A 24,110-nucleotide genomic window follows, 5' to 3' on the forward strand; every position below is an offset into this window, starting at 1 on the left:
TCGCCCTAGTACCCAATAAATGACAGAAAGAACAATATTTTACCTTACTATATCGCTTTCTGATCGGGATATGGCAAGTAACAGCTTTGCGACAGTTGAATGATCAAAGCTGTGTAGCCGGATACAAGGGACTTCAACACCCAAGATTTTTTCTTTGCTCACGTCGGGCAATCGTTCGACCTCTTCACGAGAAACGAGATCAACAACTAACCCTAACGGCACATCAGAACAGTAAGAGAAAGACACAATTCCCAAGCCCCTGACCTCCAGTTTTCCTGCGATGGAAGGGGGAGGAGAAGCAAGAATATTATTTCCCAATTTTGAAAGAAGAGTCTGATCATCTGATACAAGCTCGGCACGCCCGGCATCAATCATCCTTAAGGCTAGATCAGATTTTCCAGCGCCCGGTTCGCCCCGAAGTACAACAGCTGTCAACCATCCGTCATTCTGAAAGGCAATAGTCGTACCGTGTACAAGTTGGCTATCAGACATCTACTTTTGCTCTTCGGGTAAAGAGATCGTAAAGCGAGCGCCAAGGATGTTCCCGCTTTCACCCAGTCGATTTTCTGCAGCGATCGTCCCATTGTGAGCTTCTATAATTTGCTTGGAAATACTTAAGCCTAGACCAGAATGTGTACCAAATTTCTCACCCTCGGGACGTTCTGTATAAAAGCGATCAAAAATAGCTTCAAATTTACCTGGAATAATACCGGGGCCATCATCATCAATAGTGATCAGAACTCTTCCCTGTTCCGACCTTGCAGCCAACCGTATTTTACCATCTTGCGGGCTGAAGGTTTTTGCGTTTGTCATCAGATTACGTAAAACCTGCCCCAATCGGCCTTCCAACCCTTGAACACAAAGCTTCTGATCGTTTTTGATGTCAGTTTCAAAAACAGGGCAATTTTCATCAACACGCTGGATCTCGACCAAAGCTTCCAAAAGCTTACCCACGTCAACTTCTTCCATCTTGGCGCGAGAAAGCTCTGCATCCAAACGGGAAGCATCAGATATATCACTGATAAGACGGTCCAATCGCTGGACATCGTCCATAATGATCGCCAATAATTTCTTTTGCTGTTCAGGATCACTTATACGAGAAACCGTTTCAACAGCAGAACGAAGAGACGTCAGCGGGTTTTTGATCTCATGAGAAACATCTGCCGCAAAGCCTTCGATCGCGTCCATTCTGGCCCACAGAGCTTCGGTCATCGCCCGTAGAGCGCCAGACAAATCACCAATCTCATCACCCCTATGGGTAAAGTCAGGAATTTCATATTCACGTCCCTTCCCATAACGCACAAAATCAGCAGCATTTGCCAACCGACGTAGCGGACGCCCGATAATTCCCGCGAGATATAGAGATAAAAGTACCGTTACACCCAATGCCAGACCACAAACCGCGAGTATATCCCGACGACGATCCTGAACCGCTTGTGTCACGACCTGCGCATCCTTTGAAAGCATCAGGGCACCGAGGACCTGACGATATCTTTGCACAGGAACAGCCATAGATAGAACAAGACGGCCCGTTGTATCCGTCCGTACCATTCCTGCGGGTTCGCCGTTCAAGGCAATAAGGACTTCAGTATAGTCTTCTGCACTTTGATGTTGCGCTTCCCGATAGAGTGGCCAGTCATCATGCCCCGGGAGCCAGTTAACAATTTCTTCGTAAAACAGGATGATGCGATCCATCATCCCCATGCCTCCGGGCGGCGGTAGTTCGCCGACCTCAACAGGGCCACCAACCCCAGCAAGATAAAGACTATCAGCCAGCATTTCACCACTGGTCGCAAAGATTCGGGCGCGAACACCAATGTCATTCAGCATTGCTCGCATCAAACTGCGTGTCAGTTCAGGAACAAGTTTTTCACTCCCGACCTGACTAGCAACAACGGCGGTCGATCCCAGACTGAGGGAAAAGGCTCGCCCCTGTATCGATAAAGCGTCTAGTTCAGATGCAATAAGGCTCAACCTGTATTGTTCCAGATGCATCAATCCAACAACCGGAATCATCAAAACAAAGCTGTTAATCAGAAGAATCTTATGGGTTAACGACGAACGCCATCCCCGCTTGCGGCCCTTGCGGTGCTTTTTAACGGTTTGCGCTATTTCAGCTTTTTGCTTATGGCTTTCGTCAGCCACAGTTTCCCCCAAATAACATCAAGTACACACTCAAACTATTACAGCTCAGTCAGGATTCTGGCGGCTTGATCATTCAAGCTATAGCAAGTCACCGTACCCCCGGTGGCTTGTATTTTCCAAGCTTCCAGATAACTGCCGAGATAAATCAGTTTCTCATCAGAAAAAACTGATAGGCTATCCAGATGCTTCTGGTTTCCCCGTTGCCCCCATAAGACACGGTCCGGGCGCTTCCCTTGCAAATCACAAGGGGCACCTGTTCCACCGGTTTTCAGGGCCAATCGAATTACCTTTTCTTGCTGCCGGCTCAAAGACTGCGCAGGTGAGTCATCAGAAACACCCGCAGAGTTTACAAGGATAATATCGTAATCAGGCAAAACCGGGCCAGAGGTTGCCGATCCGTTATTTTCACTCAAAAGCTCGGAATTACCCGTCTTTGACTTCAGTTCCGAATGTTCATTAGTTCCACCAAACAGCGTCACCAACCCAAGAACAATCAGTCCCATTCCGACAAACAAACCTACGCGTTCCATTTTATCCATTAAAAGGTTCTCCGTATCACAAGAGCCCCAAGCTCTTTTTTACAGCTATCCCCCAGTAGGACGTTGAATAGAACGTTGTGCGGAACGTTCCGCTTATTCACGATAGCGATAGCCAACACCATACAACGTTTCAATTTGGCCGAAATCGTCATCACACTCTTTAAACTTTTTCCGTAATCTTTTGATATGACTATCAATTGTTCGATCATCAACATAGACTGCGTCACCATAAGCCGCATCCATTAACTGGTCACGATTTTTTACATGTCCCGGGCGTTGCGCCAATGCCTTCAGAATTAAAAATTCCGTCACAGTCAGGTTGACGTGCTTTCCTTTCCAGGTACAGAGATGGCGCGATGCATCCAACATCATTTCTCCGCGCTGGATCGGTTTTTCACCCTCTTTACCTTCGCTCACATCCTGCTTTGCTTTTTCCCGGCGTAATAAAGCCCTGATTCTCTCAACCAGCAAGCGCTGAGAGAAAGGTTTGGTGATATAATCATCCGCCCCCATACGAAGCCCCAAGACTTCGTCAATTTCATCATCTTTCGACGTCAGAAAAATTACAGGGATAGAGTTGCCTTCACGAATACGACGCAAAAGCTCCATACCATCCATTCGTGGCATTTTAATATCAAGAACGGCCAGATCAGCAGGACTGGAAGTCATCCCACGTAAAGCTTCCGCACCATCTGTATAGGTACGAACTTTAAAACCTTCGGATTCAAGAGCAATAGATACCGACGTTAAAATATTTCTGTCGTCATCTACCAGTACAATGTTGCCTTCCATGCCATTCCTCATTTCAAGTTCAGGGGCCGGGCCTTTATCCGGGGCAGCACCCTTATTTCGCTTAAGCGAATCAAATAGTAAGTATCCTGTCACATTAAGCAATGTGGCCCGTGACTATGGCAGCATTTTGTTCCTGAATGGGCACTTATGGGAAGATAATTTTTAAACTTTGGGCAAAATAATCACGATCCCTGTAAAAACAGTGATCACTTTAAGTTCCCTTTTTAAAGAAAAAACATTGCTTTGCCGTTTTTCTACTATTGAATCACCCTAAAGCTTAAATACAATGCGCCCTTTATAGAGTTATTCTAAATGCCTCTTATGGCGATCATGAGGATTATCTGTGTGAGTCAAAACATCCAGAAAACTGACGTTGTTATTATCGGTGCAGGACCAACCGGTCTTTTTTCTGTGTTCCAATGCGGTATGCTTGGTATGAAGACTCACGTAATAGACGCTTTGGAAGCAACAGGCGGACAATGCACAGCTCTCTACCCTGAGAAACCAATCTATGACATTCCCGGTTTTCCGACCGTCGCAGCAGCGGAACTTATCGAGCACCTAGAACAACAGGCCGCACCATTTGATCCAGTGTATCATTTAGATCAGCAGGTTTGTGGCTTGGCACGACAGGACGATGAAACATGGCGTGTTACAACCTCCAAAGACACAGTTATTGACTGTAAGGCTGTGATTATCGCAGCTGGTGCAGGTGCTTTTGGCCCCAACCGTCCTCCTCTTGATGGTCTTGAAGACTTTGAAGGCAAGTCTGTGTTTTATCTGGTAAAACGCCGCGAAGATTTCAGGGACAAAACGGTCGTTATTGCTGGCGGGGGCGATAGTGCTGTGGACTGGGCCATGTCCCTGCCACAAGTGGCCAAAAAAGTTTACGTTGTCCACAGACGCGACAAGTTCCGGGCTGCTCCGGAGTCTGTTGCCAGAATGCGTGCACTGGCAGAAACCGAAAAAGTAGAGATGATTGTTCCCTACCAGCTTCACGGGCTAGAAGGAGCTGACGGTAAACTCTCATCTGTCATCGTCAAGGATCTACAGGGCAATGAACGTGCACTAGAAGCCGATATTCTATTACCCTTTTATGGGCTGGCAACAAACCTTGGCCCTATTGCAGACTGGGGGTTCGAATTGGAACGCAGCCATATTCTAGTCAATCCAGCGACTTGTGAAACCAAACAATCAGGTATCTACGCTATCGGCGATATCGCAACTTACGAGAACAAACTAAAGCTTATCCTTTGTGGTTTCTCCGAAGCAGCCATGGCGGCACATGCCATTCACCCAAGAGTATTTCCTGATCAAGAACTACATTTCCAATATTCAACGTCACAAGGCGTTCCCGGAGAATAAAAATTCGTTCAGTTATTTCAGCGTTTACACTTGAAAGCAAGACACTGAGCCATGCCTTGCTTTTCGATATTACCCGACCAGTCCTATTCAGGCGCTAGCCCACAGGCTGTAACAACCTGATATTATCAGCTGCCATACGTCCTTTTCTGCTCTCTACCAATTCGTATTCTACTTGCGGCCCCTCAACCAGGCCTGCCAATCCAGATTTTTGCACCGCGGCAAAATGTACAAATACATCTTCTCCCCCCCCCCAATTGCGGTGTGATGAAATCATATCCTTTTTGGCTGTTAAACCAACGGACAATCCCTTGTTGTATCAAAATTAACTCCTTAAAAAAAATAAGCGGTACACCCCAGAGGTGCACCGCTTATTGTAGCTTTTCCAAACCAGTATCCCTTAATACTGGCAATCGTTAACAAATATGCCGGGACTTCTTTGACAAGAAATCAGTTTTTTAAAAATCAAATCGCTAAAAAATCAACACCCGCATTTCCCCTAAAAATAGTTTTAGTTCTGGTTAATATCAATAATAGATTGTCATTTAGTACCACAATTTTTGATTTCCATAAATATTCCAAAATATTACATTATGTTTTAGCAAATATTTTCTTGTTCTCAGAATTGCCATTTGAACAGAGACAATCTGCGCAATTTACTTTTTTGCACTTAAATTCAATGCTGTGATCATATCAGCTACACAAAATTTGGTTCAGGCACCTCTATAAATGAAAAAAATAAAACCCAATCCTAATTCAAGCGAAATAGAAAAAGCACGAAACCTTATGCGTTGGGCAACCAAAGCCTATATCGCAACTGAGCTTTCCTCGAACACAAAGCCACCAGATGCCCCCGGTGGTAAAGCGACAACAGTAGAAGATTCACATCCCTATGCCTCGCTCTCCCTTGTTGCGCTGGATCACAATGCGACACCTTACATGATGCTGTCCGATCTGGCTGACCACAGCCAAAACATGGCACAGAATCCAAAAACCGGCATGTTATTTGATGGCACAGCAGGATACAGAGACCCTCTGGCCGGTGGGCGCGTTACCCTGATCGGAACAATGCAAAAAGTTAACAACGACCGCATGTTGCAACGATTTTTAACCCGTCATCCGGCCTCGAAACTCTATGCAGGCTTTAAAGACTTCAGCCTCTATCGGTACGATATTCAGGAAGCCCACCTCATTGGCGGGTTTGCAAAAGCAATCTGGGTATCAGCAAAAGACTTTAGGTTGGATTGCACGAAATCTCAGGAACTTATTGAGGCAGAAACTTCAATTATAGATCATATGAACAGTGATCATTCAGACGCAATTAGTGTGATCGCAGAGAAAACTTTGCAGCTAGAACCAAGCAAGTGGCGAATGTGTGGTATAGATCCTGAAGGATGGGACCTACACAATGGGCACATCCATGCAAGGTGTTCATTTGACCAACTCGTTACGAATGCATCGGAAGCCAGAAATGCACTTGTTAGTCAAACCAAACAAGCAAGAGCATCCTAATAACGTATCGTTGCCAGAAATGTTACTAGTACTTGATCAAAATAAAAGTCATATGCTCTTCACGGAACAAAGATCTATTGTCCAGACAGACTAGGGGAACAGAATAAATGACCATGATCAAAAAAATACTACCTTATTTGCTTGCGATTTTTATCGCTTATGTATTTTTAAGGTATCTACCCTTTAAATTTGCCAAGGGTAGTCATCTCTTTCAGGTTCTCGAAGATTGGAGTGGGCTTGCGTGGTTTGAGCCCCATGGCCGCTATTTAACAGGTGGTGCAGAATTGCTTGCCTGTATTCTGCTTTTCATCCCACGATTACAATCACTTGGCGGTTTGCTTTCACTGGCTCTGATGAGTGGTGCCATTTTCTTCCACGTATTCACTCCATTGGGTATCGACCCTTATAACGATGGCGGAAAGCTTTTCACACAAGCAGTCGGCGTCTGGTTCTCTGGCCTTATCATCATGTATTTGCGTCGGGATGAATTTGTACCCCTCTTGAAACATCTGGGAACTGATCCCAAGTTTACTAAAACCGATATGTGATTCGATCTCCAAAGTTGACCACATAACCATACCAAAGCCCAACCGACAGGTTGGGCTTTTTTATTGGCCATAAAATCTGTTACTAAGCACAACTTATTTCAACAGGACTTTGTTAATGCATAATATCTCAGCCCTTTTATTTGATCTTGATGGCACTGTTTATCGGGGAACAAATGCCATTCCAGGCGCAAGTGATTTCATTGCCACGTTAAAAGAACGCAATATTCCATTTCTGTTTGTGACCAATCGCGGAAATCGCCACCCCTCTGCGGTTGCAGATCAACTTGTATCTATGGGAATTCCCTGCACAGAAGATGATGTCCTGACCTCAGCGCAAGCCGTTGCCATGGGGCTGGAACCCGGAACAAAAGTCTATTGCGTCGGGGAAGAACCTCTGAAGTCAACCCTAATAGAAGCCGGCATGGCTATCGTAGAGAATACGGCAGGTCATGAAGCAGATGCCGTTGTTGTTAGTTATGACCGCGGTGTCAACTATGAAAAATTAAGCAACGCCTTACGCTTTATTGATAAGGGTGCCCGCTTCATCGCAACAAATACAGATCGTTTGATCACAGTCGAAGACGGCATATTGCCCGAAGCAGGACCATTGGTTGCCGCAGTTCAAGCCGCCACAAACAAAGAGCCTGAAATCTTTGGGAAGCCTGAAAAGCCAATCATGGATGCGGCCTTGAAACGCATCGGAAAACCCGCTGATCAATGTGCCATTATCGGAGATAATTTATTCACAGATATTCTTGCCGGGCACAAGGCAGGTATGAAATCAATCCTGATACTGACAGGTGTAGCCAATCGCAAAGATGGTGAACATGCAGAATACAAACCAACATGGATTGCTGAAGACTATAAAGACCTCGCCGATATCCTGTTTGAACAATCAAATTGAAGATAAAAAAAGCCGGGCAAAAACCCGGCTCTCTTATTTCTCGCTCAACATGTGGCTTCTAGTGAGCTTCGCCCCAACTGCGTCCGACACCCGCATCCGCAGTAAGCGGAATTGAGAGCTTCAGCACGGGATCACAAGCATTTTCCATAACAGAACGAACGACTTCTGATGTTGCCTCAACTTCTGCTTCGGGAACCTCAAAGATCAATTCATCGTGCACCTGAAGCAGCATTTTAGCGCTTAGATCAGCATGATTAAGCGCAGCTGGCATCCTGATCATCGCCCGTTTGATGATATCAGCTGCAGTCCCCTGAATTGGTGCATTAATCGCAGCGCGCTCGCCAAAGTTCTTTCGCATCGGATTTTTCTCATTGATCGACGGCAAATAAATGTGACGCCCAAAAAGCGTTTTCACAAAACCATGTTTGTGCGCAAACTCTTTGGTTTCTTCCATATAGCGTTTGATCCCCGGGAACCGCCCGAAATAAGCGTCGATATAATCTTTGGCATCTTTTCGAGAAATTCCTAAACTCGCGGCCAGGCCAAAAGCGGACTGTCCATAAATAATGCCAAAGTTAATCGCCTTTGCCTGTCGACGGATCATCGGGTCCATACCCTCAATCGGCGTATCAAAAACCTGATGTGCTGTAATGGCGTGAATATCCTGACCCTCAATAAAGGCCTGACGCAAAGCATCTTCTTCAGCAATTTCAGCGACCAGACGCAGTTCGACCTGCGAATAGTCCACAGAGAGAAGTTTATAGCCATCTTCAGCGATAAAGGCATCTCTGATCTTTCGACCTTCTTCTGTACGAACAGGGATGTTTTGCAGGTTTGGATCAGATGAGGACAACCGCCCGGTTGATGCTACAGCCTGCGCATAGGATGTGTGGACACGCCCTGTCTTGCTGTTGATTTGGTCCTGCAAAGCGTCTGTATAGGTGCTTTTCAGCTTGGAAAGCTGACGCCACTCCAGAACCTTAGTGGGCAAAGTGTGACCTTCGGCAGCAAGACCCTCTAGAATATCAGCACCGGTACTATAGGACCCGCTCTTGCCTTTTTTACCACCCGGTAATCCAAGCTTATCGAACAGAATTTCCCCCAGTTGTTTGGGTGACCCAATGGTGAAAGGCTCACCCGCCACTTCATGGATCTCGGACTGCAAGTCGACAAGACGTTGGGCAAAATTATTGGAAAGACGATGTAGGAAAGGGCGATCCGCCTTAATTCCGCGTTGCTCCATGTCCGACAGCACCTTTACCAGCGGTCGCTCAATCGTCTCATAAACAGTTGTCATTTTTTCAGGGACAAGACGCGGCTTCAAAGCGGCATGAAGACGGTAAGTAATTAAGGCATCTTCCGCAGCATAATCCAACGCTTTATCCAACGGCACCTTATCGAAAGTAACCTGAGACTTTCCAGTTCCGGCAACTTCTTTAAACTTAATTGTCGTGTGATCCAGATGTAACTCAGCAAGCTCGTCCATGCCGTGCCCGTGCATTCCGCCCTCAAGCACATAAGATAGCAGCATCGTATCATCTACGGGTGAGACAGAGATCCCGTTTTGGGCAAGGATTACCATGTCATATTTGATATTCTGCCCAATTTTGAGAACCGATGGATCTTCCAATAACGGCTTCAAAAGCTCAATGGCGCGCTCTTTCGGAATTTGTTTTGGACGATCTGCGGACCCACCCAACAAATCAAGTCCACCATCCCCACTCTCGGAAACCGCAATATGATCCAAAGGAATATAACAGGCTTTGTTTCCGCCCGTAGATAAACTTACCCCAACAAGGTTGGCGCTCATCGCATTCAGTGACGTCGTTTCCGTGTCAACCGCAACGACTCCCTTTAGCTTGGCATCGGCAATCCAACGTATAAGTGCGGCTTCATCTTGCACCAATTCATATTCGGGATCACCACCTTCAGATGCAGCTTCATTCGCCACCTCCATCGGGGCCTCCCCCAGCCGCTTTGACATTCTCGCCAAAAGAGACCTGAAAGCATTCACCTCTAAGAAAGGCCGAAGCACTTCTGCCACTGGTTCCCGTGTCGCAAATCCTTCCAATGGGATTTCGACAGGCACATCCTGTTTGAGGGTCACCAGTTGTTTGCTGATACGCGCCATCTCTGCATTATCTTGCAGCTTTTCCCGGCGTTTTGGCTGTTTAATTTCGCCCGCGCGCGCTAGCAGGCTTTCCAGATCGCCATACTCTGTGATCAGCTGCGCAGCAGTCTTGATTCCGATGCCTGGCACTCCCGGGACATTATCAACGGAATCGCCCGCTAAAGCCTGTACATCGACAACTTTGTCCGGTTGAACACCAAATTTTTCAAAAACTTCATCCGGCCCAATGATTTTATTCTTCATCGGATCCATCATCGAGATACCGGGTTCAACCAGTTGCATCAGGTCCTTATCGGATGACACGATGGTTACATCAATGCCTTTTTCCTTGGCCTGACGTGCATAGGTTGCGATCAAATCATCCGCTTCAAAGCCTGGCATTTCCACCTGTGGCAAGTTCAACGCGTCCGTTGCTTCTCTGATAAGCGCGAATTGAGGAATTAGATCTTCAGGAGCTTCTGGCCTATGAGATTTATACTCTTCATAGATATCCATCCGGAAACTCGACCGTCCCGCATCAAAGATGACAGCAATACCGTCAGCCTCCATATCGTCGCGCAGTTTGAGCAACATATTGGTAAATCCGAAAACAGCATTAACGGGTGTTCCGTCAGGGCGTGTCATCGGTGGAATGCCAAAGAAAGCTCGGAAAATATATCCGGAACCATCGACGAGGTAGAGGTGCTTGAAAGGTACGTTATCAGTCATGCTGCACAGAATGCCCAAGCAGCTCGGTTAAGTCGAGCAGGAATGACAGAAATGTACTCTGAAATCATAAAAATTTTCCTTTGCGAAAGACCTAAACAACAGGCCCGAAAAGTTTTACCCGATTAAATCAGTCAGATTTTTTCATTACGTATGGAATAAAACCAAAAGCCGAGACGTTATCCCCATAGTTACGCAGAAAACAAAAAGAAATAATTCACTACGTTCACGGGGAATACATGACTGAAAAATTATCAAAAGAACCAACAAAAAACTCTGGAATTCCAAAGCTTTTTGATCTCTATTCATCTGATCCTGCTGCGGCTGATTTCAAAATTTTCGGACGTGTTCCGGATCAAAATCGTCGCGGTTTTCTCAAAGGTGCTGGCTTGGCAACTATGGGAGCCATGCTTGGGGCATCTATTCCTTTTAGTAAAAACATGCCATCCGGTTTGGTTCCAGTTGCACTCGCTGAAACGGGCGGCCTTATCGAAGGAAAAGATGGCCTAACACTTCTTAATGATCGCCCTCTTAATGCTGAAACACCACCACACCTTCTTGATGACTCAATAACCCCAGTAAATCGTCATTTTATTCGTAATAATGGCATACCACCAGAAGACGTTGACCCAGAAACATGGACTCTGACCATCGATGGCCTAGTGGACAAACCCATGAAACTTACGATTGCGGATTTGAAAAACAAATTTGAAGTCGTCACCAAAGCGATCGTTATTGAATGCGGCGGAAATGGCCGCGCCTACTTTAATCCTCCGGCAAAAGGCAACCAATGGACTCTTGGTGCGGTCGCGTGCTCTCAGTGGACTGGCGTACGCTTAAAAGATGTCTTGGAAGCTGCCGGAGTTCAAAGCAGTGTCGTCTATACAGCCCATGAAGGCGCCGATGGCCACCTTTCCGGTGATCCCGAAAAGCTGCCTATTTCTCGCGGCGTACCCATCGCCAAAGCAATGGACCCAAATATTCTTATTGCTTTCGAACAAAACGGTGAACCAATTCATCCCATGAACGGTGCTCCGTTACGTCTTGTTGTTCCGGGTTGGCCGGGGTCTTGTTCGCAGAAATGGCTAACACGTATTTGGCTACGCGATCAGGTTCACGATGGCCCAAAAATGACTGGCACGGCCTATCGCGTTCCTAATCATCCGGTTTCTCCTGGCGAAAAAGTGGATAAAAAAGACTTTGGGATTATCGAGCGTATGCCAGTTAAATCCCTTATCACCTCTCCACAATCAGGTTTGGAGACAGCCGATAAGAATATCACTGTTCGTGGTCACGCATGGTCCGGTGATCGGGATGTTAGCTCCCTAAAAATCTCGGTTGATTTTGGAGCAACTTGGCTGGACGCAAAACTGGATAAAGCAGTAAACACAGGTGCTTGGCAAAGTTGGTCTGCAGCTGTCACTTTGCCGGAAAAGGGCTATTACGAAATCTGGGCCAAAGCTACAGATTCTGAAGGAGAAAGCCAACCACATGCCATTGATTGGAACCCCAAAGGGTATCTGAACAATACAATGCACCGTATCGCAGTTCGGGTTTCCTAATCCTGCCGCTTTCTTTTTCTTCGCACCTTGGCGGTAAAAATAACCGCCAAGGTGGTGCGTGCTATCGTCATGAACATACAATCTGTGGATATTTATACCCTATGGATAATTACACGATGACCAAAACGTCACTGCGCCGCAGTGCTGCAACAGCTTGCCTGTTAATATCTGCTCTTTTTGCCTTCAGCGGCCCGAGCTTCGGGCAAGAAGCCGAAGAAGACGAGTTTGAAGGGCTTGTGGCTGGCCCCGGGCAGGAAGAGGTTTTGATTTACTGTTCTGCCTGTCACTCAACCAGAATTGTCCAACAACAAGGTCTGTCTCGGGATCAGTGGATAGAAACACTGGAATGGATGGTGGAAGATCAAGGCATGAGCGAGATTGACGAACCCGATTTAACTTTAATCCTCGATTACCTCACCAAAAATTATAACATTGATCGTCCTAATTTCCCGACAAACTAAAGTGAAAAACCACATTTCAAATAGGGAAAACGCTAAAAAGAGGCCGGGCAAAAATTTGCCGGCCTCTTTTTAACAACTCATACTTCTGATTAGTACGTTTGATATTAATTCAGAAACAGCTACACACAGGGCCTAGACTGATCATAGACCTGCTGCATAGCGTATTGCGCTTCGTCAGAAGAAGGTAAGTTTCTCTCACCCTGAAGCTTCAGATAAGTTGCAATAGAGTCAAACCGCTTCGGCTCCATACCTGTTGCCAAGAGAGCAAATCGAAAACGTTCTCCTGTCCAGAAATCAGAAATCAGATTCTTCGTCTGAGAAAAGTCTGCAAACGGGACCTGATTCTCGCCACTATCTTTCTTTGGGTCCCCCTGAAGCGGCGTTACCAACAGAGAAACCCGGCATCCACGTAGTCCGCGATAGTGCATAACAATTGCGTCATCACGATCAAAGGTACCGATAGACAAATCCACGAGGTAAAGCTTGCTACCAGTAAGGTCCGGTGCTTGTAACGAGCCAGAGACCGCGGCCGCGACGAACGGTTTATATTCAAGCTCTGAGACAACAAAGCTTTGATCGGAAAGCTCTGTGTGTAAATCCAGCGCCCATCGATCAAAATCAGGGGACGAAAAGTATCCCACCGGGGATACCATCACAAATAACGCAATCGCAGCAGCAAGGACCGAAAATCCTCCTGCTATTTTCCTGTACCCAATTTCTTTCTTTTCGCCAGATCGAGATTCATCTAGATCCTTCAAAACGCTATCAGCCAAAGCATTCTTCAAGGCAGTTAACCGCGCAATTTCAGCGGCAATTTTCGAATCTGATCCAGCACATGTTTTTACCCACACCTCTTGCGACGGAGACAGTTCACCATCGACAAACGCATTCAATATTTTCCAATCCGGGCTTTCCCCGATAGGACGATCTTTATTGGACATAACTAACAGTACTCACGATTAACGGTACTTGTGTGGAAACTTAACAATTTTTTCTTCCGTATTATCTTCCAGCCGAGCCAACAACGCTTGTCTTCCTCGACTGATCCTACTCATAACCGTGCCCTGCGAAATATTCAGTAACTCGGCCACTTCCTTGTAACGTAATCCCAAAATATCTACCAAAGCCAAAACTTCTCTATGATCCGCAGAGAGTTCTTCGTAAGCATTTCTGATAGCGAGAGTATCTTCCGGGTCAAGTACCTGATCATTGACCTCACTTACCCAACGTTTTTCCTGCGTGAAATATTCCCTACGCACCGTCTTTTTTCTTTGTTCATCAAAGAAAAAATTCCGAAGTACACGAAACAACCAAGGCCGCAGCTCATCTGCCGACTTCAAACTGGGACCCGATTGTAAGGCACGCGCAATCGCTTCTTGTACCAGATCATCGGCCTGATCCCGATCACCACATAGAGCGGTGGCATAGGCCTTTAAATCCGGAATCAGCTTTTCTATACGTCTGCGACTACCGAAGAATGAGCGAAGCAAGGTTTTTCCTGACAAAGATCATCTTGAGTTTAGACCGTAAATGTCTTCTCTCATGTGTTTTATATACAAAGGAAGCTACAATAATAATCAGGCTAGGTCCAAATTCTTATCCTCTGGGCCTACCCATTCTCCTCCGAAAGACGATCATAGATATGGCTGTATTGTGCGATCTGTTCATCACAGAGAATAATTTCAAAATTATTCGGGTCCCAAAAGGCATTGGCTTGACCACAAGACATCAAACGTAAGGTAATTTTACGGGGCAGATAAAAATTTCCTTCAACGAAGCTTTCAAATTCGTCAAGAATACCATGTACGTGTAGCCATTCGCGATAACCTTTGTACCGCGGGTCTGGCTTATCTTCTATAATCACAACCCTGTCTGTGCGAATGCGATCCCCCAGCCAGTGAGATGACAACATACTGTTCCACTCGTCGGTTTTCTCTTTGTATTCACCGACACATTCGGACGTAACTAAATCGGACACGTCAAAATCTTTAGGTAAATCCACATAGACAGCCGGATCTGATCCATAAACCATACACAGGTGTTGCAAAAAACGTTCTGAATCAAGAGAGTGCTCTCGCCCCTCACTGCTGCCAAAATTTTCATCCTCGCTCATGGTCAACCAATAAAGCGCTGTAGAGAAAAGATAGTTATCAAGTTGAGTTTCCCGTTCTTCTCTCAAATTTCCTTGATTAAGTTCTTCGGTCAGAGCAATGATTGAAAAATGATCTACCGCATCTTCTTCGTTTTCAGTTAACCGTAAATTGTACATAGACACAAAGGCGTGCCCTGCCTCGTGATAAAGTGTCAGCAGAATATTTCCGACGATGAACTCCTGTGCGGTTAGTTTGTCGGCGTCTTGCGCCTGTATCTGAGCATGCGGAAAAAAAACACAACCAAGATACACAGTAAAAAGGACGCCAACTCTAGATATAAAACTTCCCGAGCCATAAACGATTTTACAAACCTGCTCAATAAAAGCTGTAAAGCCGGATATCAGTAATTTAATCTCTTTCAACACCTTACTAACCCGCTACTTGTCAGAAGTATAAACCGACTTTCAAAGAACAAAAAAGCCCCACACCCAAGGCATGGAGCTTTTGAACATATCATAACCAGAAAGCTTTAGTGGCCGCTTCCGCCGCCAGCACCCTCTTTCAGGATAAAACGCTTGCTGCAATAGGGGCAGGTAATTTCATTCTTCCCGTTCATGTTGAGATAAACGAGCGGATGTCCCTCGGGACCACTGCCGCCATCACAGGCAACAACGTTGGTTTCTACCTCTTGCGTTTCAGTAACGGCCATAACTCTATTCCTGACTTCACCCCTTGTTTTTCGAACCGAATAGCAAGTTTTCCTTGCGATCTTCAGTCCACTTTTCCAAGAGGACTTTATTATTGAGACAATAGTCACTATGTAATGATGCTGAAATTCTTTTACCGTCCATAAAGGAAAGTTTCCAGCCTCTTTTTCCAACGGCTACCTTTTCCCCGCCGGACAACAATTTAAACCATTCTAGACCTTTTAAGGTAAACAGCCTTTTAAGGCGGATAGATAGTACATATTATGCCTGACGATCATAGTTACGCCCAGACAACAAACTCAGCTGCAAAGTCTGAATTTCCAGACTCCGCAGATACAGGTTCAGAACATAAGGACACATCCGGCATGCCCACTTACGCCGTTGAACTCGAAGGTCTGACCAAGGTCTATCAGGCCGCCGGAAACGCCGCAGAAAAACGCGCCCTGAGTTCTGTTGATCTCAAAATTCCGCGCGGCAGTATCTTTGGCCTTTTAGGACCAAACGGCGCCGGAAAATCGACCTTGATTAATATACTCGCTGGCCTTGTCAATAAAACCAGTGGCTCGGCCAAGATCTGGGGGCATGATATTGTGGACGAAATGCGCCCTGCACGTATGTCCATTGGTGTCGTGCCACAAGAACTGAACTTTGATCCCTTCTTCACGCCCTTGGAACTACTGGAACTTCAGGCAGGTCTTTATGGCGTTCCCAAAAGTGAGCGCCGCAGTGAAGAAATTCTGGAAGTGATGGGCCTGAGCGACAAGGCAAAAACCTATACCCGTAGCCTGTCCGGTGGGATGAAACGCCGCTTGATGGTTGGCAAAGCCATGGTACACAGCCCACCTGTACTGGTTCTTGATGAGCCAACAGCAGGTGTCGATATCGAACTTCGCCAACAGCTTTGGGCCTATGTGCGCGAACTTAATAAACGCGGCACCACCATTCTACTAACCACCCACTATTTGGAAGAAGCCGAAGAACTTTGCGATGAAATCGCTATCATCAACCACGGACAAGTCATTGCCTGTGATACGACTCAGGCCCTACTTGCCCGTATCGAAAGCAAAACGCTAACCCTTACCCTCGGCGAAGATCTAGATAGCTTACCCAGCACCTTTACAGCTTTCCACGTTGAGCAAAAATCTGCTCGTGAGCTCACCTTTACCTACAAATCCGATGACGGGCAACTCGCAGAGATCCTCAAAGCCGCCAATACTGCCGGTCTTTCCATTCTGGATCTAACAACCGATCAAGGCGATCTGGAAGATATCTTCCTGCAACTGACACGTGGGGCACACAACGCCACTGCCTAATGTAATTTCACAAGTAATATAAGTTTAAAAGGGGGAAGGTTCTCTTCCCCCTTCCCCTTTTCCCTTAGACTTCTCAATTATCAAAACTGATTTCTTGCCTTTATCGTTAGGGAGGTAAGCGCCTCGCCTGTGCATATTACCCTTTATCAGGCTGGCAATTTATGACCATTAAAGTTAGCTTTTACTCAAGGCGTGAAATGAGGAGTCTGATTGACCGACACGAACGCTGAAACAACGATAAAGGAAGCAAAAGTTAGTGGCTATAAAGTTGAGAATGTTCGGTACGGATAGAGTTTCATATAACAGACTTTTGCACCCGATACTCTTGGGCTTGCTACTTATAACCTCCCTTGCCGCCTGTACCCCGCGCCTCGGTCCTGCTGGTGAGCTTTCACAGGCAGCAGAACTGACCAACGATCACCTGATTACCGACGACGGCCTAGAACTCCCTATGCGAAGCTGGCTGCCCCAAGGAAAGCCCTCTGCGATCATACTTGGCCTGCACGGCTTCAATGACTATTCCAATGCCTTTGATGGTCCCGGCACATTTTGGAAAGACTCCGGTATCGCCACCTATGCCTATGATCAACGCGGTTTTGGGGCGGCCCCTCATCCCGGTTTGTGGGGCGGCCATAAGCGCATGACATCAGATCTGCGTACCGCCGCCAAGCTCTTGCATCAGCGTCATCCCGATACGCCTCTTTATGTTCTAGGGATCAGCATGGGCGGTGCAGTCGCCATGGCTGCTTTGGAAGAGGAAAACGGCCCAGATCAAGACAATCCATCCAATCTGGATATAGCCAACTTGGACATAGATGGCGTTATCCTCTCGGCCCCGGCGGTATGGGCTAGAAAAACCATGCCGTGGTATCAGCGCGCGTCACTGTGGCTTGTCGCCCATACCACACCATGGGCAAGCTTTACGGGCAGCGGCCTGAAAATACAGGCATCGGATAACATTCCGATGCTGATCGGCCTTGGCAAAGATCCCTTGGTGATCAAAAGCACCCGGATTGATAGCGTTTATGGCCTGACCGATTTGATGGATGCCGCCTATGGTTCACCCGACAGCCTGACCCTTCCTGCGCTTTTGCTCTATGGCGAAAAGGATGAAGTCGTGCCCTGGCACCCGACGCGCGATGTTTGGAAACGATTACCTAATGGTATTGCTGGCCCCCAAAAGGCTGCTCTCTATCCAAAAGGATGGCACATGTTATTGCGGGATTTACAGGCTGAAACTGTTCTTGCCGATATTGCAAACTGGGTAAAAGACCGGGCAATGCCTTTGCCGTCGGGCGCCGACCTTAACGCCCAACAAAAACTGGATCAAGAAGACCTGAGACAGGAAGCAAAAACAGATTAGGCTAAAAAGCGAGACGTTTACGCCTCGTCTTCATCAGGCAAATGATATCTGCGGATGACCGGATACTGGCTAAAAATAAAGAGCACCATCAACCCCATTGATCCCAGAACCTTGAAGTTCACCCAAAAATCATTGGATTGAGTGCGCCAGACAATCTCGTTCAACACCGCCATACCAAGAAAATAGAAACCGAAACGGATGGTTAGAATACGCCAGCCTTCATCAGTCATGTTCCACGCCTTTTGCATCAAAGGCTTGATCAAGGGACGCTTGAAAATAAAAAGACCGCCAAAAAGAACCAACGCAAAGATGGTCTGAATAATGGTTGGCTTCATCTTGATGAAAGTTTCGTCGTTCAGATAGACGGTCAGGCCACCAAAAACCATCACCACCACAGCGGTAATCAGGGGAACCTTTGGAATTTTGCCATCATAATACAGAGAAAAGGCAATCCCGATCACAGTCGTGATCATCAGGCCAACAGTCGCGGCAATCAACTGCGTTGTATTCTGGAGAAGCTCATGCGGGAAGGCAGCGACAATACGATCAAAACCATAATAGATCCCCATAAAGATCAGAATTGGACCATATTCAATTGCAGGTCCCATCCAGCTTGGTTTTTGACGCGCCATTCCTAACTCCCTTTTGGTTCCAATTTACCGCCATCCCAGCGACATCAGAACATCAAACCAGCGATAAAATACCACCTTTCAGGTGCAGCCACTTTATCACATTCAAAAAACTGACGCCCAACAAGCCACAAAGGACAGGTCAAACACAAGAAAAAAGCGCTAACGCACCGCGTTCAGCTCATTATCAAAGCAATATAGGAAAGGTATCGGGAATTCCAAGGCCTCCGGTTAACAGAGGCCATCAACATTCTAACTTTATGCGCCCCTTATACGTCTTGCGATAGACCAAGGTTAAAAAGCGAAAGACAAACAGAAACAAAGCACCCAGAGATAATTTCACAAGCCCACCAAATTTATCACCCGTAACAAAGGTAACAGCCATTTTGCCCCTTTACCTCGTCCATAGCTTGCAGTAATGTCCGCCCTATTGGCCCTATACTCAAGCACCCGTAGCTCAGCTGGATAGAGTGTCGCCCTCCGAAGGCGAAGGTCACAGGTTCGAATCCTGTCGGGTGCGCCAATTTTCAGGATAACTTTCTCTTAAGCTTTAAAGCAATTATCCCTATGCCATCCTAGGAACTTTGGATGCGGGCGTAATGAGGGATTTTCGGGAGCAAATGCTCTCCCACTGGAATTAACCAGACGTTCAATTTGTGTAGGATCGTTTACTTGCCGTGAGATCAAAATATCTAGATCATCACTTAATGAAATCAGGCCACGATCAAACATCCAATGTACAGTCCCAGACAATGCTATACCATTTCTGACGGTATCAGGGCCGTGTTTGGCTACGGGCTTAATGTGAGCGGCTTCTACTTCAGCCCTACCACCACCATTGATAAGCTGTAATCCCGTAATGGCACAGCGTCTGTCATAAGCTTCGAGAACGTGCTTTCGAAAGACACGATCCCGTGGGATACGTGAGATGGTTTGTTCAACTCGAAGACGTTCGCTTTCGTAAATAGGCCCAGGAGAATCTTCTGACAAACCACCCCATGCAGGTAAATCCTTTTTGGGAGCCACTTCATCAGCCCGTGGCAACAGGTCTGTTTCTTCGGGAAAGCCTTGTAAAACAATCTGATTAAAATCAACATCAGAGATAGGGCGTATGGCCCACTGAATCAGACCACCATTTAAAGAACCATCTTCTTTTCTAAGATCTGATTCCATAAAGCCATTGTCTTTTCGAAATGACACGAACTCCTCGAAAGACAGAAAAGTTCCTGGCGCAATACGGGCAATATACATACCTTCGTTCAAGATATCAGGCTCAATCGCCTCAACCTTGGCTATGGCACTATACCCAAGCCTTCCGCCGCCACCGCGAGGTTCGTAATAAAGAACCCAATCATTTTCAAAGCGCTTTGCACGTTTCAAATAGCGCTTGGGAAACTGGTATTGTTCTTCCGGAAAGTCGTCGTATTTTGAATCTGCCCGATGGACAAAAACGCCCTTTGCCATGACCAACACTTATTAATTGAATAAATTACGAACATCACCCTAAGTTGATATACCTCTCCCTGCAATTAGATTTTAGTTAAGCATTCATTCAATCTCCCCCCCTAAAACGCTTAGCAATCAAACCTGCTTCACTCGAAAACCCAAAACCTCCATGCCCCGTTTCACGGCAGCCATAAGCGCGACTGTTCCCAGCAACAGAGCTGTCCCTTGATAGGTTGCATTATAACCAAAGGAAGTAATCGACGGGATGCTCAGGAATGGTGAGCAGAATTGACCGAGGAAAACAGACGTTGTCAGAACACCACCAGCCATACCTCGACGGCTTGAAGGGGCGATCTGAAGAGCGATACCGACAAAATTCGGAACGGCAAGCGCAAAACCGATACCAACGGCGACCGATCCTGCAATGATCGCAATACCATTCTCGCCAAAGGGCAGAATGGTAAAACCAAGGGCCATGAAACCATAACCCAGCGCATAAGCCCCCGCATATCCCATGACACGTTTAATCCGACCATAGAATAACGCTGAGCATCCCCCAGCTAATGACAAAGCACCAAGGCCTGCCCCCGTCATCACGGCACTGTCATAGCCCAAACTATCAAGGAAGAAGGGGAGCTGTGTTGGCATCAGGAAAAAGATCATGTTTGTCATTAGTTGTAGTACTGCTAAGGCCGCGATCAATCCTTTCCACGATTTATGGCCATCAGTTTCACTGGTCTCTATTTTTGCAGTTGTTCCGGGTGCTCTATTTGTTGAGAGGTTTTCGGTCGTTTTTTTTGCAGAGCGAAGCGATGTCTCTTTGATAACCAACCACATAAAGGGCAGGTAAAGAACTGCCAGGCCATAGATAACAAAGGGCAGGCGCGGCGAACTAACGGCAAACCAACCTGCGAGTGTCAAAAAGACAAAGCCACCAAAATTTCGGGCAGAAATCTGTAACCCCGTCAGCGCACTGCGTTTCTCGCCTGTGAAATAATCCCCGATCAAAGCAGTCTGCGACGTCATAATCATGGCCACAGCAATGCCGAGGGCTAATCGGCTGGAAAAAATCATTTCGAGATCGGGTAAATAAAAACCTGCGCTGCCGGTAATTATAAACAACACAACCCCAGATAATAGCATCACGCGTCTGCCATAACGATCCACAAAGTACCCGGCAAGCGGTGCAAAGATAACAACCGTCAGCGACGGTGCCGGGACCAACAACCTAATCAAAAGGTCTGCGTTGGGTTGCCCCATAAATGCACGTTCCAATCCAGCCAAGGCGGGGCTGATGGTCGCGTTTGCCATAACCATAAGGGTGGCAGCCATCATCAAAGCAATTGCTCTACCATCTTGCCAAACCGGGCTTCCTTTTACTGTATGAGACTCTGTCATCGGCTCTTTCCTCTTGTACAAATCGTCTGTTGAGCGCACCATACAAGTTCAAGTTAACTTGAGGTCAAGTGATAAAGTTCAACATTGAATCTGCCGATCCAATAACAGAGAAAAATATGCGTGCTTTAGATATTTCCGAAGTGGTCGAACAGACGGGGTTACGCCCTTCGACCCTGAGGTATTATGAAGAAATTGGTCTAATTAAATCCATTGGTAGACAGGGTTTACGGCGACAATTCGCCCCCCAGACATTGATGCAATTGTCTTTAATCACTCTGGGGAAATCCGCCGGCTTCTCATTGGATGAAATCGCTGGGATGTTTGGCGAGGATGGTCAACCTGACCTATCCAGAGAAGACTTACGGACACGTGCGGATGATTTGGATAAACAAATCCATGACCTCACGGTTCTCAGCAAAGCCCTGCGCCATGTCGCCAACTGTTCCGCACCATCCCACATTGAATGCCCCAAGTTTCAAAAGCTGCTACGTGTGGCCAAGCGCCCGAAGAAACGTTAGTCCTTGGAAGAACAAAATCATCTCAGAGCAATAACTTGGGCAATATTTGGTAACGTGCATGTCTGCGCTTAAGCTATCTGGCTCAATTCCGTCACCTAAAGTTTAGTTTACAAATAAGCCAGAAAGTGTTCTTGATTTGATACAAAACATTTAGCAGAAAGATAGTGCAATGGGATCAGGATCAACACGACCAAACAATGCCGATGACAAAATGATCGCAGCAATTGGACGCGGCGATAACAGTGAGTTTAGAGATCGTAGCCCAGGTAAGAATATCGACACCAAACTCATCAAAGAAAAAGAAGCCAGAGAAAAGAAAATTCAGGACAAAACAGATCGACTAAGAGCATTGAGATTGGCTGCTGAAAAAGAAGCAAAAGCAAAATAGAAGAGCCAAAAATCTTCCCTTTTAAAGACAGCTTCTTGAGGCAAGCTTGCTGCGAGAGACCCTAGATCGTTTATCGTAAGAACATCTATTTTCTTCTCATGGATGTTGGTGATCGTCCATAAAGTGCAAAAAACACCGCATTAAACCGCCGCAAACTGCCAAAACCTGCGGCAAAAGCGATTTCAGTCATCGACATATTGCTATCGTTTAAAAGACGTTTGGCCCGTTGCACACGATAGGTTTGAGCAGCCTGCGACGGGCTGGCTCCGAAATGTTTCTGAAACAGACGAGCCAGCTGACGCGACCCCACACCAAGACGATCAGAAAGCTCTTCTACCGATCCTTCATCCAGCGCCCCATCTTTAATGAGCTTCAGCGCACGATTAACAGTCGACTTTGATCCCTCCCATGCGGGACTAAAAGGTGCCGTTTCAGGACGACACCGTAAACAGGGGCGCAATCCCACCGCTTCTGCAGCGGGGGCTGTCTCAAAAAATTGTACATTTTTGGTCATTGGTAACCGCGCCGGACAAACCGGGCGACAATAGATCCCTGTGGTAAAAACACCCACAAAAAAGACACCGTCATAGGTCGGATCGCGTCTTAAACGTGCCGCATTATATTCATCAAAATGATCACTCTCTATTATCATAAACCTACTATAACCAGCATCAAAACACTTTGCAGTGTAGAAAAAATGACCAGGTCCGATTTCGACCAGCTTTTATCAGAACAGAACGCTATAGCTTGGGCAGGAATACAACTAACTTTATACTCATAATACTATTTTTTACAGGAGCCATCATCATGTCATCTCTTCAGGAAAAAGCCGTAGCCTTTCGCAACCTGCACGAAAAAGGCAACCCACTGGTGCTTTATAATATCTGGGATCCCGGAACAGCCAAAATCGCCGCCAGTTCAGGTGCCCCAGCAATTGCAACAGGGAGCTGGTCTGTTGCAGAAGCCTTTGGTTTCCCAGATGGTGAAAAGCTCCCTCGCGATCTTGCCATGGAAAACATCAACCGCATATGCAATAGCGTTGATATTCCTGTCTCTATGGATCTTGAAGCTGGCTATGGCACATCACCAGAACAGGTTGCACAATCTGTAATCCTTGCCGGACAAAATGGTGCCGTCGGGGCTAATTTTGAAGATCAGATTATTGATGGCAAAGGACTCTATAGTATTGAAGATCAAGTTGCTCGGGTTGCAGCAGCCAGAAAAGCATCCAATACACTGAATATACCTATCTTCATTAACGCGCGAACAGATATTTTTCTGCAAGCCAGTGAGGCTGATGATCAAAAGGAACTTCTGAAAGAAGTGATCACCCGGGGACAAGCCTATGCCGATGCCGGCGCAGACGGTTTCTTTGTCCCCGCCTTGACAGATGCCAGCTTAATTCGGGAGCTCTGCGACACATGCCCCTTACCCATCAACATCATGATGATGTCTGGCTGTTCCTCTATCCGTGAACTGGCGAACCTCGGCGTCGCCCGTATCAGCCACGGTCCTGGCCCGTTTCGCGCGGCAATGGAGTTAATCAAAAAAAATTGCTCGGCACTTTATGGCGGCTAAGTCTGAAGCACATTTT

The 24,110-nt window shown here is 46.6% G+C and carries 25 protein-coding genes and 1 tRNA gene; 12 read left to right on the forward strand and 14 right to left on the reverse strand.

The window, feature by feature from the left end:
- Positions 1 to 39: 39 nt before the first annotated feature.
- The 4 genes from ACN0QW_RS10110 to ACN0QW_RS10125 form a co-directional block, all read right to left on the reverse strand.
- Positions 40 to 492 carry an HPr kinase/phosphorylase gene (locus ACN0QW_RS10110; RefSeq protein WP_417431129.1) on the reverse strand — a complete coding sequence of 151 codons (453 nt, stop codon included), beginning with the start codon at positions 490 to 492 and terminating at the stop codon, positions 40 to 42.
- Positions 493 to 2,145, reverse strand: a complete 1,653-nt coding sequence (locus ACN0QW_RS10115; RefSeq protein ID WP_417431131.1) for a stimulus-sensing domain-containing protein — start codon at positions 2,143 to 2,145, stop codon at positions 493 to 495.
- 38 nt (positions 2,146 to 2,183) lie between these two features.
- Positions 2,184 to 2,684 (reverse strand): hypothetical protein, encoded by a 501-nt coding sequence (locus tag ACN0QW_RS10120; protein ID WP_417431133.1) that lies wholly within the window; start codon positions 2,682 to 2,684, stop codon positions 2,184 to 2,186.
- A gap of 93 nt (positions 2,685 to 2,777) precedes the next feature.
- Entirely contained in the window at positions 2,778 to 3,476 is a 699-nt protein-coding gene (locus ACN0QW_RS10125) for a response regulator transcription factor (RefSeq protein ID WP_299376147.1), read from the reverse strand.
- A 345-nt stretch (positions 3,477 to 3,821) separates the two neighbouring features.
- On the opposite strand from ACN0QW_RS10125, the gene ACN0QW_RS10130 reads away from it, so the two are divergent.
- Positions 3,822 to 4,841 carry an NAD(P)/FAD-dependent oxidoreductase gene (locus tag ACN0QW_RS10130; RefSeq protein ID WP_417431136.1) on the forward strand — a complete coding sequence of 340 codons (1,020 nt, stop codon included), beginning with the start codon at positions 3,822 to 3,824 and terminating at the stop codon, positions 4,839 to 4,841.
- A 94-nt stretch (positions 4,842 to 4,935) separates the two neighbouring features.
- Here ACN0QW_RS10130 and ACN0QW_RS10135 read toward each other — a convergent pair whose 3' ends face one another.
- Positions 4,936 to 5,115 (reverse strand): cold-shock protein, encoded by a 180-nt coding sequence (locus tag ACN0QW_RS10135; RefSeq protein ID WP_417431138.1) that lies wholly within the window; start codon positions 5,113 to 5,115, stop codon positions 4,936 to 4,938.
- A gap of 452 nt (positions 5,116 to 5,567) precedes the next feature.
- On the opposite strand from ACN0QW_RS10135, the gene ACN0QW_RS10140 reads away from it, so the two are divergent.
- The 3 genes from ACN0QW_RS10140 (at position 5,568) to ACN0QW_RS10150 (ending at position 7,802) form a co-directional block, all read left to right on the forward strand.
- Entirely contained in the window at positions 5,568 to 6,350 is a 783-nt protein-coding gene (locus tag ACN0QW_RS10140; protein ID WP_417431140.1) for a HugZ family protein, read from the forward strand.
- 107 nt (positions 6,351 to 6,457) lie between these two features.
- Positions 6,458 to 6,898 carry a hypothetical protein gene (locus tag ACN0QW_RS10145; RefSeq protein WP_417431142.1) on the forward strand — a complete coding sequence of 147 codons (441 nt, stop codon included), beginning with the start codon at positions 6,458 to 6,460 and terminating at the stop codon, positions 6,896 to 6,898.
- Between the two features lie 115 nt (positions 6,899 to 7,013).
- Positions 7,014 to 7,802: an HAD-IIA family hydrolase gene (locus ACN0QW_RS10150; protein ID WP_417431144.1), complete on the forward strand. Its 789-nt coding sequence runs from the start codon at positions 7,014 to 7,016 to the stop codon at positions 7,800 to 7,802.
- 58 nt (positions 7,803 to 7,860) lie between these two features.
- On the opposite strand, the gene polA is transcribed toward ACN0QW_RS10150, so the two are convergent.
- A complete protein-coding gene (gene polA / locus ACN0QW_RS10155; protein ID WP_417431146.1) occupies positions 7,861 to 10,641 on the reverse strand; it encodes a DNA polymerase I in 2,781 nt (926 codons plus the stop codon).
- Positions 10,642 to 10,877: 236 nt separating this feature from the next.
- Between polA and ACN0QW_RS10160 the strand changes: the two genes are divergently transcribed.
- Entirely contained in the window at positions 10,878 to 12,200 is a 1,323-nt protein-coding gene (locus tag ACN0QW_RS10160) for a molybdopterin-dependent oxidoreductase (protein ID WP_417431148.1), read from the forward strand.
- Between the two features lie 116 nt (positions 12,201 to 12,316).
- Entirely contained in the window at positions 12,317 to 12,661 is a 345-nt protein-coding gene (locus tag ACN0QW_RS10165) for a hypothetical protein (protein ID WP_417431150.1), read from the forward strand.
- 119 nt (positions 12,662 to 12,780) lie between these two features.
- On the opposite strand, the gene ACN0QW_RS10170 is transcribed toward ACN0QW_RS10165, so the two are convergent.
- The 4 genes from ACN0QW_RS10170 to ACN0QW_RS10185 form a co-directional block, all read right to left on the reverse strand.
- Positions 12,781 to 13,602, reverse strand: coding sequence for a hypothetical protein (locus tag ACN0QW_RS10170; RefSeq protein WP_417431152.1), 822 nt, complete (start codon positions 13,600 to 13,602; stop codon positions 12,781 to 12,783).
- Between the two features lie 18 nt (positions 13,603 to 13,620).
- Positions 13,621 to 14,151 carry an RNA polymerase sigma factor gene (locus ACN0QW_RS10175; RefSeq protein ID WP_417431154.1) on the reverse strand — a complete coding sequence of 177 codons (531 nt, stop codon included), beginning with the start codon at positions 14,149 to 14,151 and terminating at the stop codon, positions 13,621 to 13,623.
- Between the two features lie 119 nt (positions 14,152 to 14,270).
- The gene (locus tag ACN0QW_RS10180; protein ID WP_417431156.1) at positions 14,271 to 15,179 is read right to left on the reverse strand and encodes a DUF4344 domain-containing metallopeptidase; all 909 of its coding nucleotides are present in this window, start codon (positions 15,177 to 15,179) and stop codon (positions 14,271 to 14,273) included.
- Between the two features lie 104 nt (positions 15,180 to 15,283).
- Positions 15,284 to 15,463: a zinc-finger domain-containing protein gene (locus ACN0QW_RS10185; RefSeq protein WP_046505944.1), complete on the reverse strand. Its 180-nt coding sequence runs from the start codon at positions 15,461 to 15,463 to the stop codon at positions 15,284 to 15,286.
- A gap of 363 nt (positions 15,464 to 15,826) precedes the next feature.
- Here ACN0QW_RS10185 and ACN0QW_RS10190 point away from each other — a divergent pair, with 363 nt between their 5' ends.
- Positions 15,827 to 16,774, forward strand: a complete 948-nt coding sequence (locus tag ACN0QW_RS10190) for an ABC transporter ATP-binding protein (RefSeq protein WP_417431385.1) — start codon at positions 15,827 to 15,829, stop codon at positions 16,772 to 16,774.
- Positions 16,775 to 17,030: 256 nt separating this feature from the next.
- A complete protein-coding gene (locus tag ACN0QW_RS10195) occupies positions 17,031 to 18,137 on the forward strand; it encodes a lysophospholipase (protein ID WP_417431158.1) in 1,107 nt (368 codons plus the stop codon).
- Positions 18,138 to 18,154: 17 nt separating this feature from the next.
- Here the strand turns inward: ACN0QW_RS10195 and ACN0QW_RS10200 are convergent, their stop codons facing one another.
- Complete coding sequence (locus ACN0QW_RS10200) at positions 18,155 to 18,769, reverse strand: septation protein A (protein WP_417431160.1); 615 nt, start codon at positions 18,767 to 18,769, stop codon at positions 18,155 to 18,157.
- Between the two features lie 443 nt (positions 18,770 to 19,212).
- Between ACN0QW_RS10200 and ACN0QW_RS10205 the strand changes: the two genes are divergently transcribed.
- A tRNA-Arg gene (locus ACN0QW_RS10205) sits at positions 19,213 to 19,289 on the forward strand.
- Between the two features lie 20 nt (positions 19,290 to 19,309).
- On the opposite strand, the gene ACN0QW_RS10210 is transcribed toward ACN0QW_RS10205, so the two are convergent.
- Together ACN0QW_RS10210 and ACN0QW_RS10215 are read right to left on the reverse strand one after the other, a co-directional pair.
- Complete coding sequence (locus ACN0QW_RS10210; protein ID WP_417431162.1) at positions 19,310 to 20,230, reverse strand: HNH endonuclease; 921 nt, start codon at positions 20,228 to 20,230, stop codon at positions 19,310 to 19,312.
- Between the two features lie 117 nt (positions 20,231 to 20,347).
- Positions 20,348 to 21,610: an MFS transporter gene (locus tag ACN0QW_RS10215; RefSeq protein WP_417431164.1), complete on the reverse strand. Its 1,263-nt coding sequence runs from the start codon at positions 21,608 to 21,610 to the stop codon at positions 20,348 to 20,350.
- A 116-nt stretch (positions 21,611 to 21,726) separates the two neighbouring features.
- Here ACN0QW_RS10215 and ACN0QW_RS10220 point away from each other — a divergent pair, with 116 nt between their 5' ends.
- Complete coding sequence (locus ACN0QW_RS10220) at positions 21,727 to 22,128, forward strand: helix-turn-helix domain-containing protein (RefSeq protein WP_299376330.1); 402 nt, start codon at positions 21,727 to 21,729, stop codon at positions 22,126 to 22,128.
- 169 nt (positions 22,129 to 22,297) lie between these two features.
- Positions 22,298 to 22,516 (forward strand): hypothetical protein, encoded by a 219-nt coding sequence (locus ACN0QW_RS10225; protein WP_417431166.1) that lies wholly within the window; start codon positions 22,298 to 22,300, stop codon positions 22,514 to 22,516.
- An 85-nt stretch (positions 22,517 to 22,601) separates the two neighbouring features.
- On the opposite strand, the gene ACN0QW_RS10230 is transcribed toward ACN0QW_RS10225, so the two are convergent.
- Positions 22,602 to 23,168 (reverse strand): bifunctional transcriptional activator/DNA repair enzyme AdaA, encoded by a 567-nt coding sequence (locus ACN0QW_RS10230; protein ID WP_417431168.1) that lies wholly within the window; start codon positions 23,166 to 23,168, stop codon positions 22,602 to 22,604.
- A 155-nt stretch (positions 23,169 to 23,323) separates the two neighbouring features.
- Between ACN0QW_RS10230 and ACN0QW_RS10235 the strand changes: the two genes are divergently transcribed.
- Positions 23,324 to 24,094: an isocitrate lyase/PEP mutase family protein gene (locus ACN0QW_RS10235; protein WP_417431170.1), complete on the forward strand. Its 771-nt coding sequence runs from the start codon at positions 23,324 to 23,326 to the stop codon at positions 24,092 to 24,094.
- Positions 24,095 to 24,110 lie beyond the last annotated feature (16 nt).

The organism is Kiloniella sp. (assembly GCF_048259265.1).
Classification (GTDB): domain Bacteria; phylum Pseudomonadota; class Alphaproteobacteria; order Kiloniellales; family Kiloniellaceae; genus Kiloniella.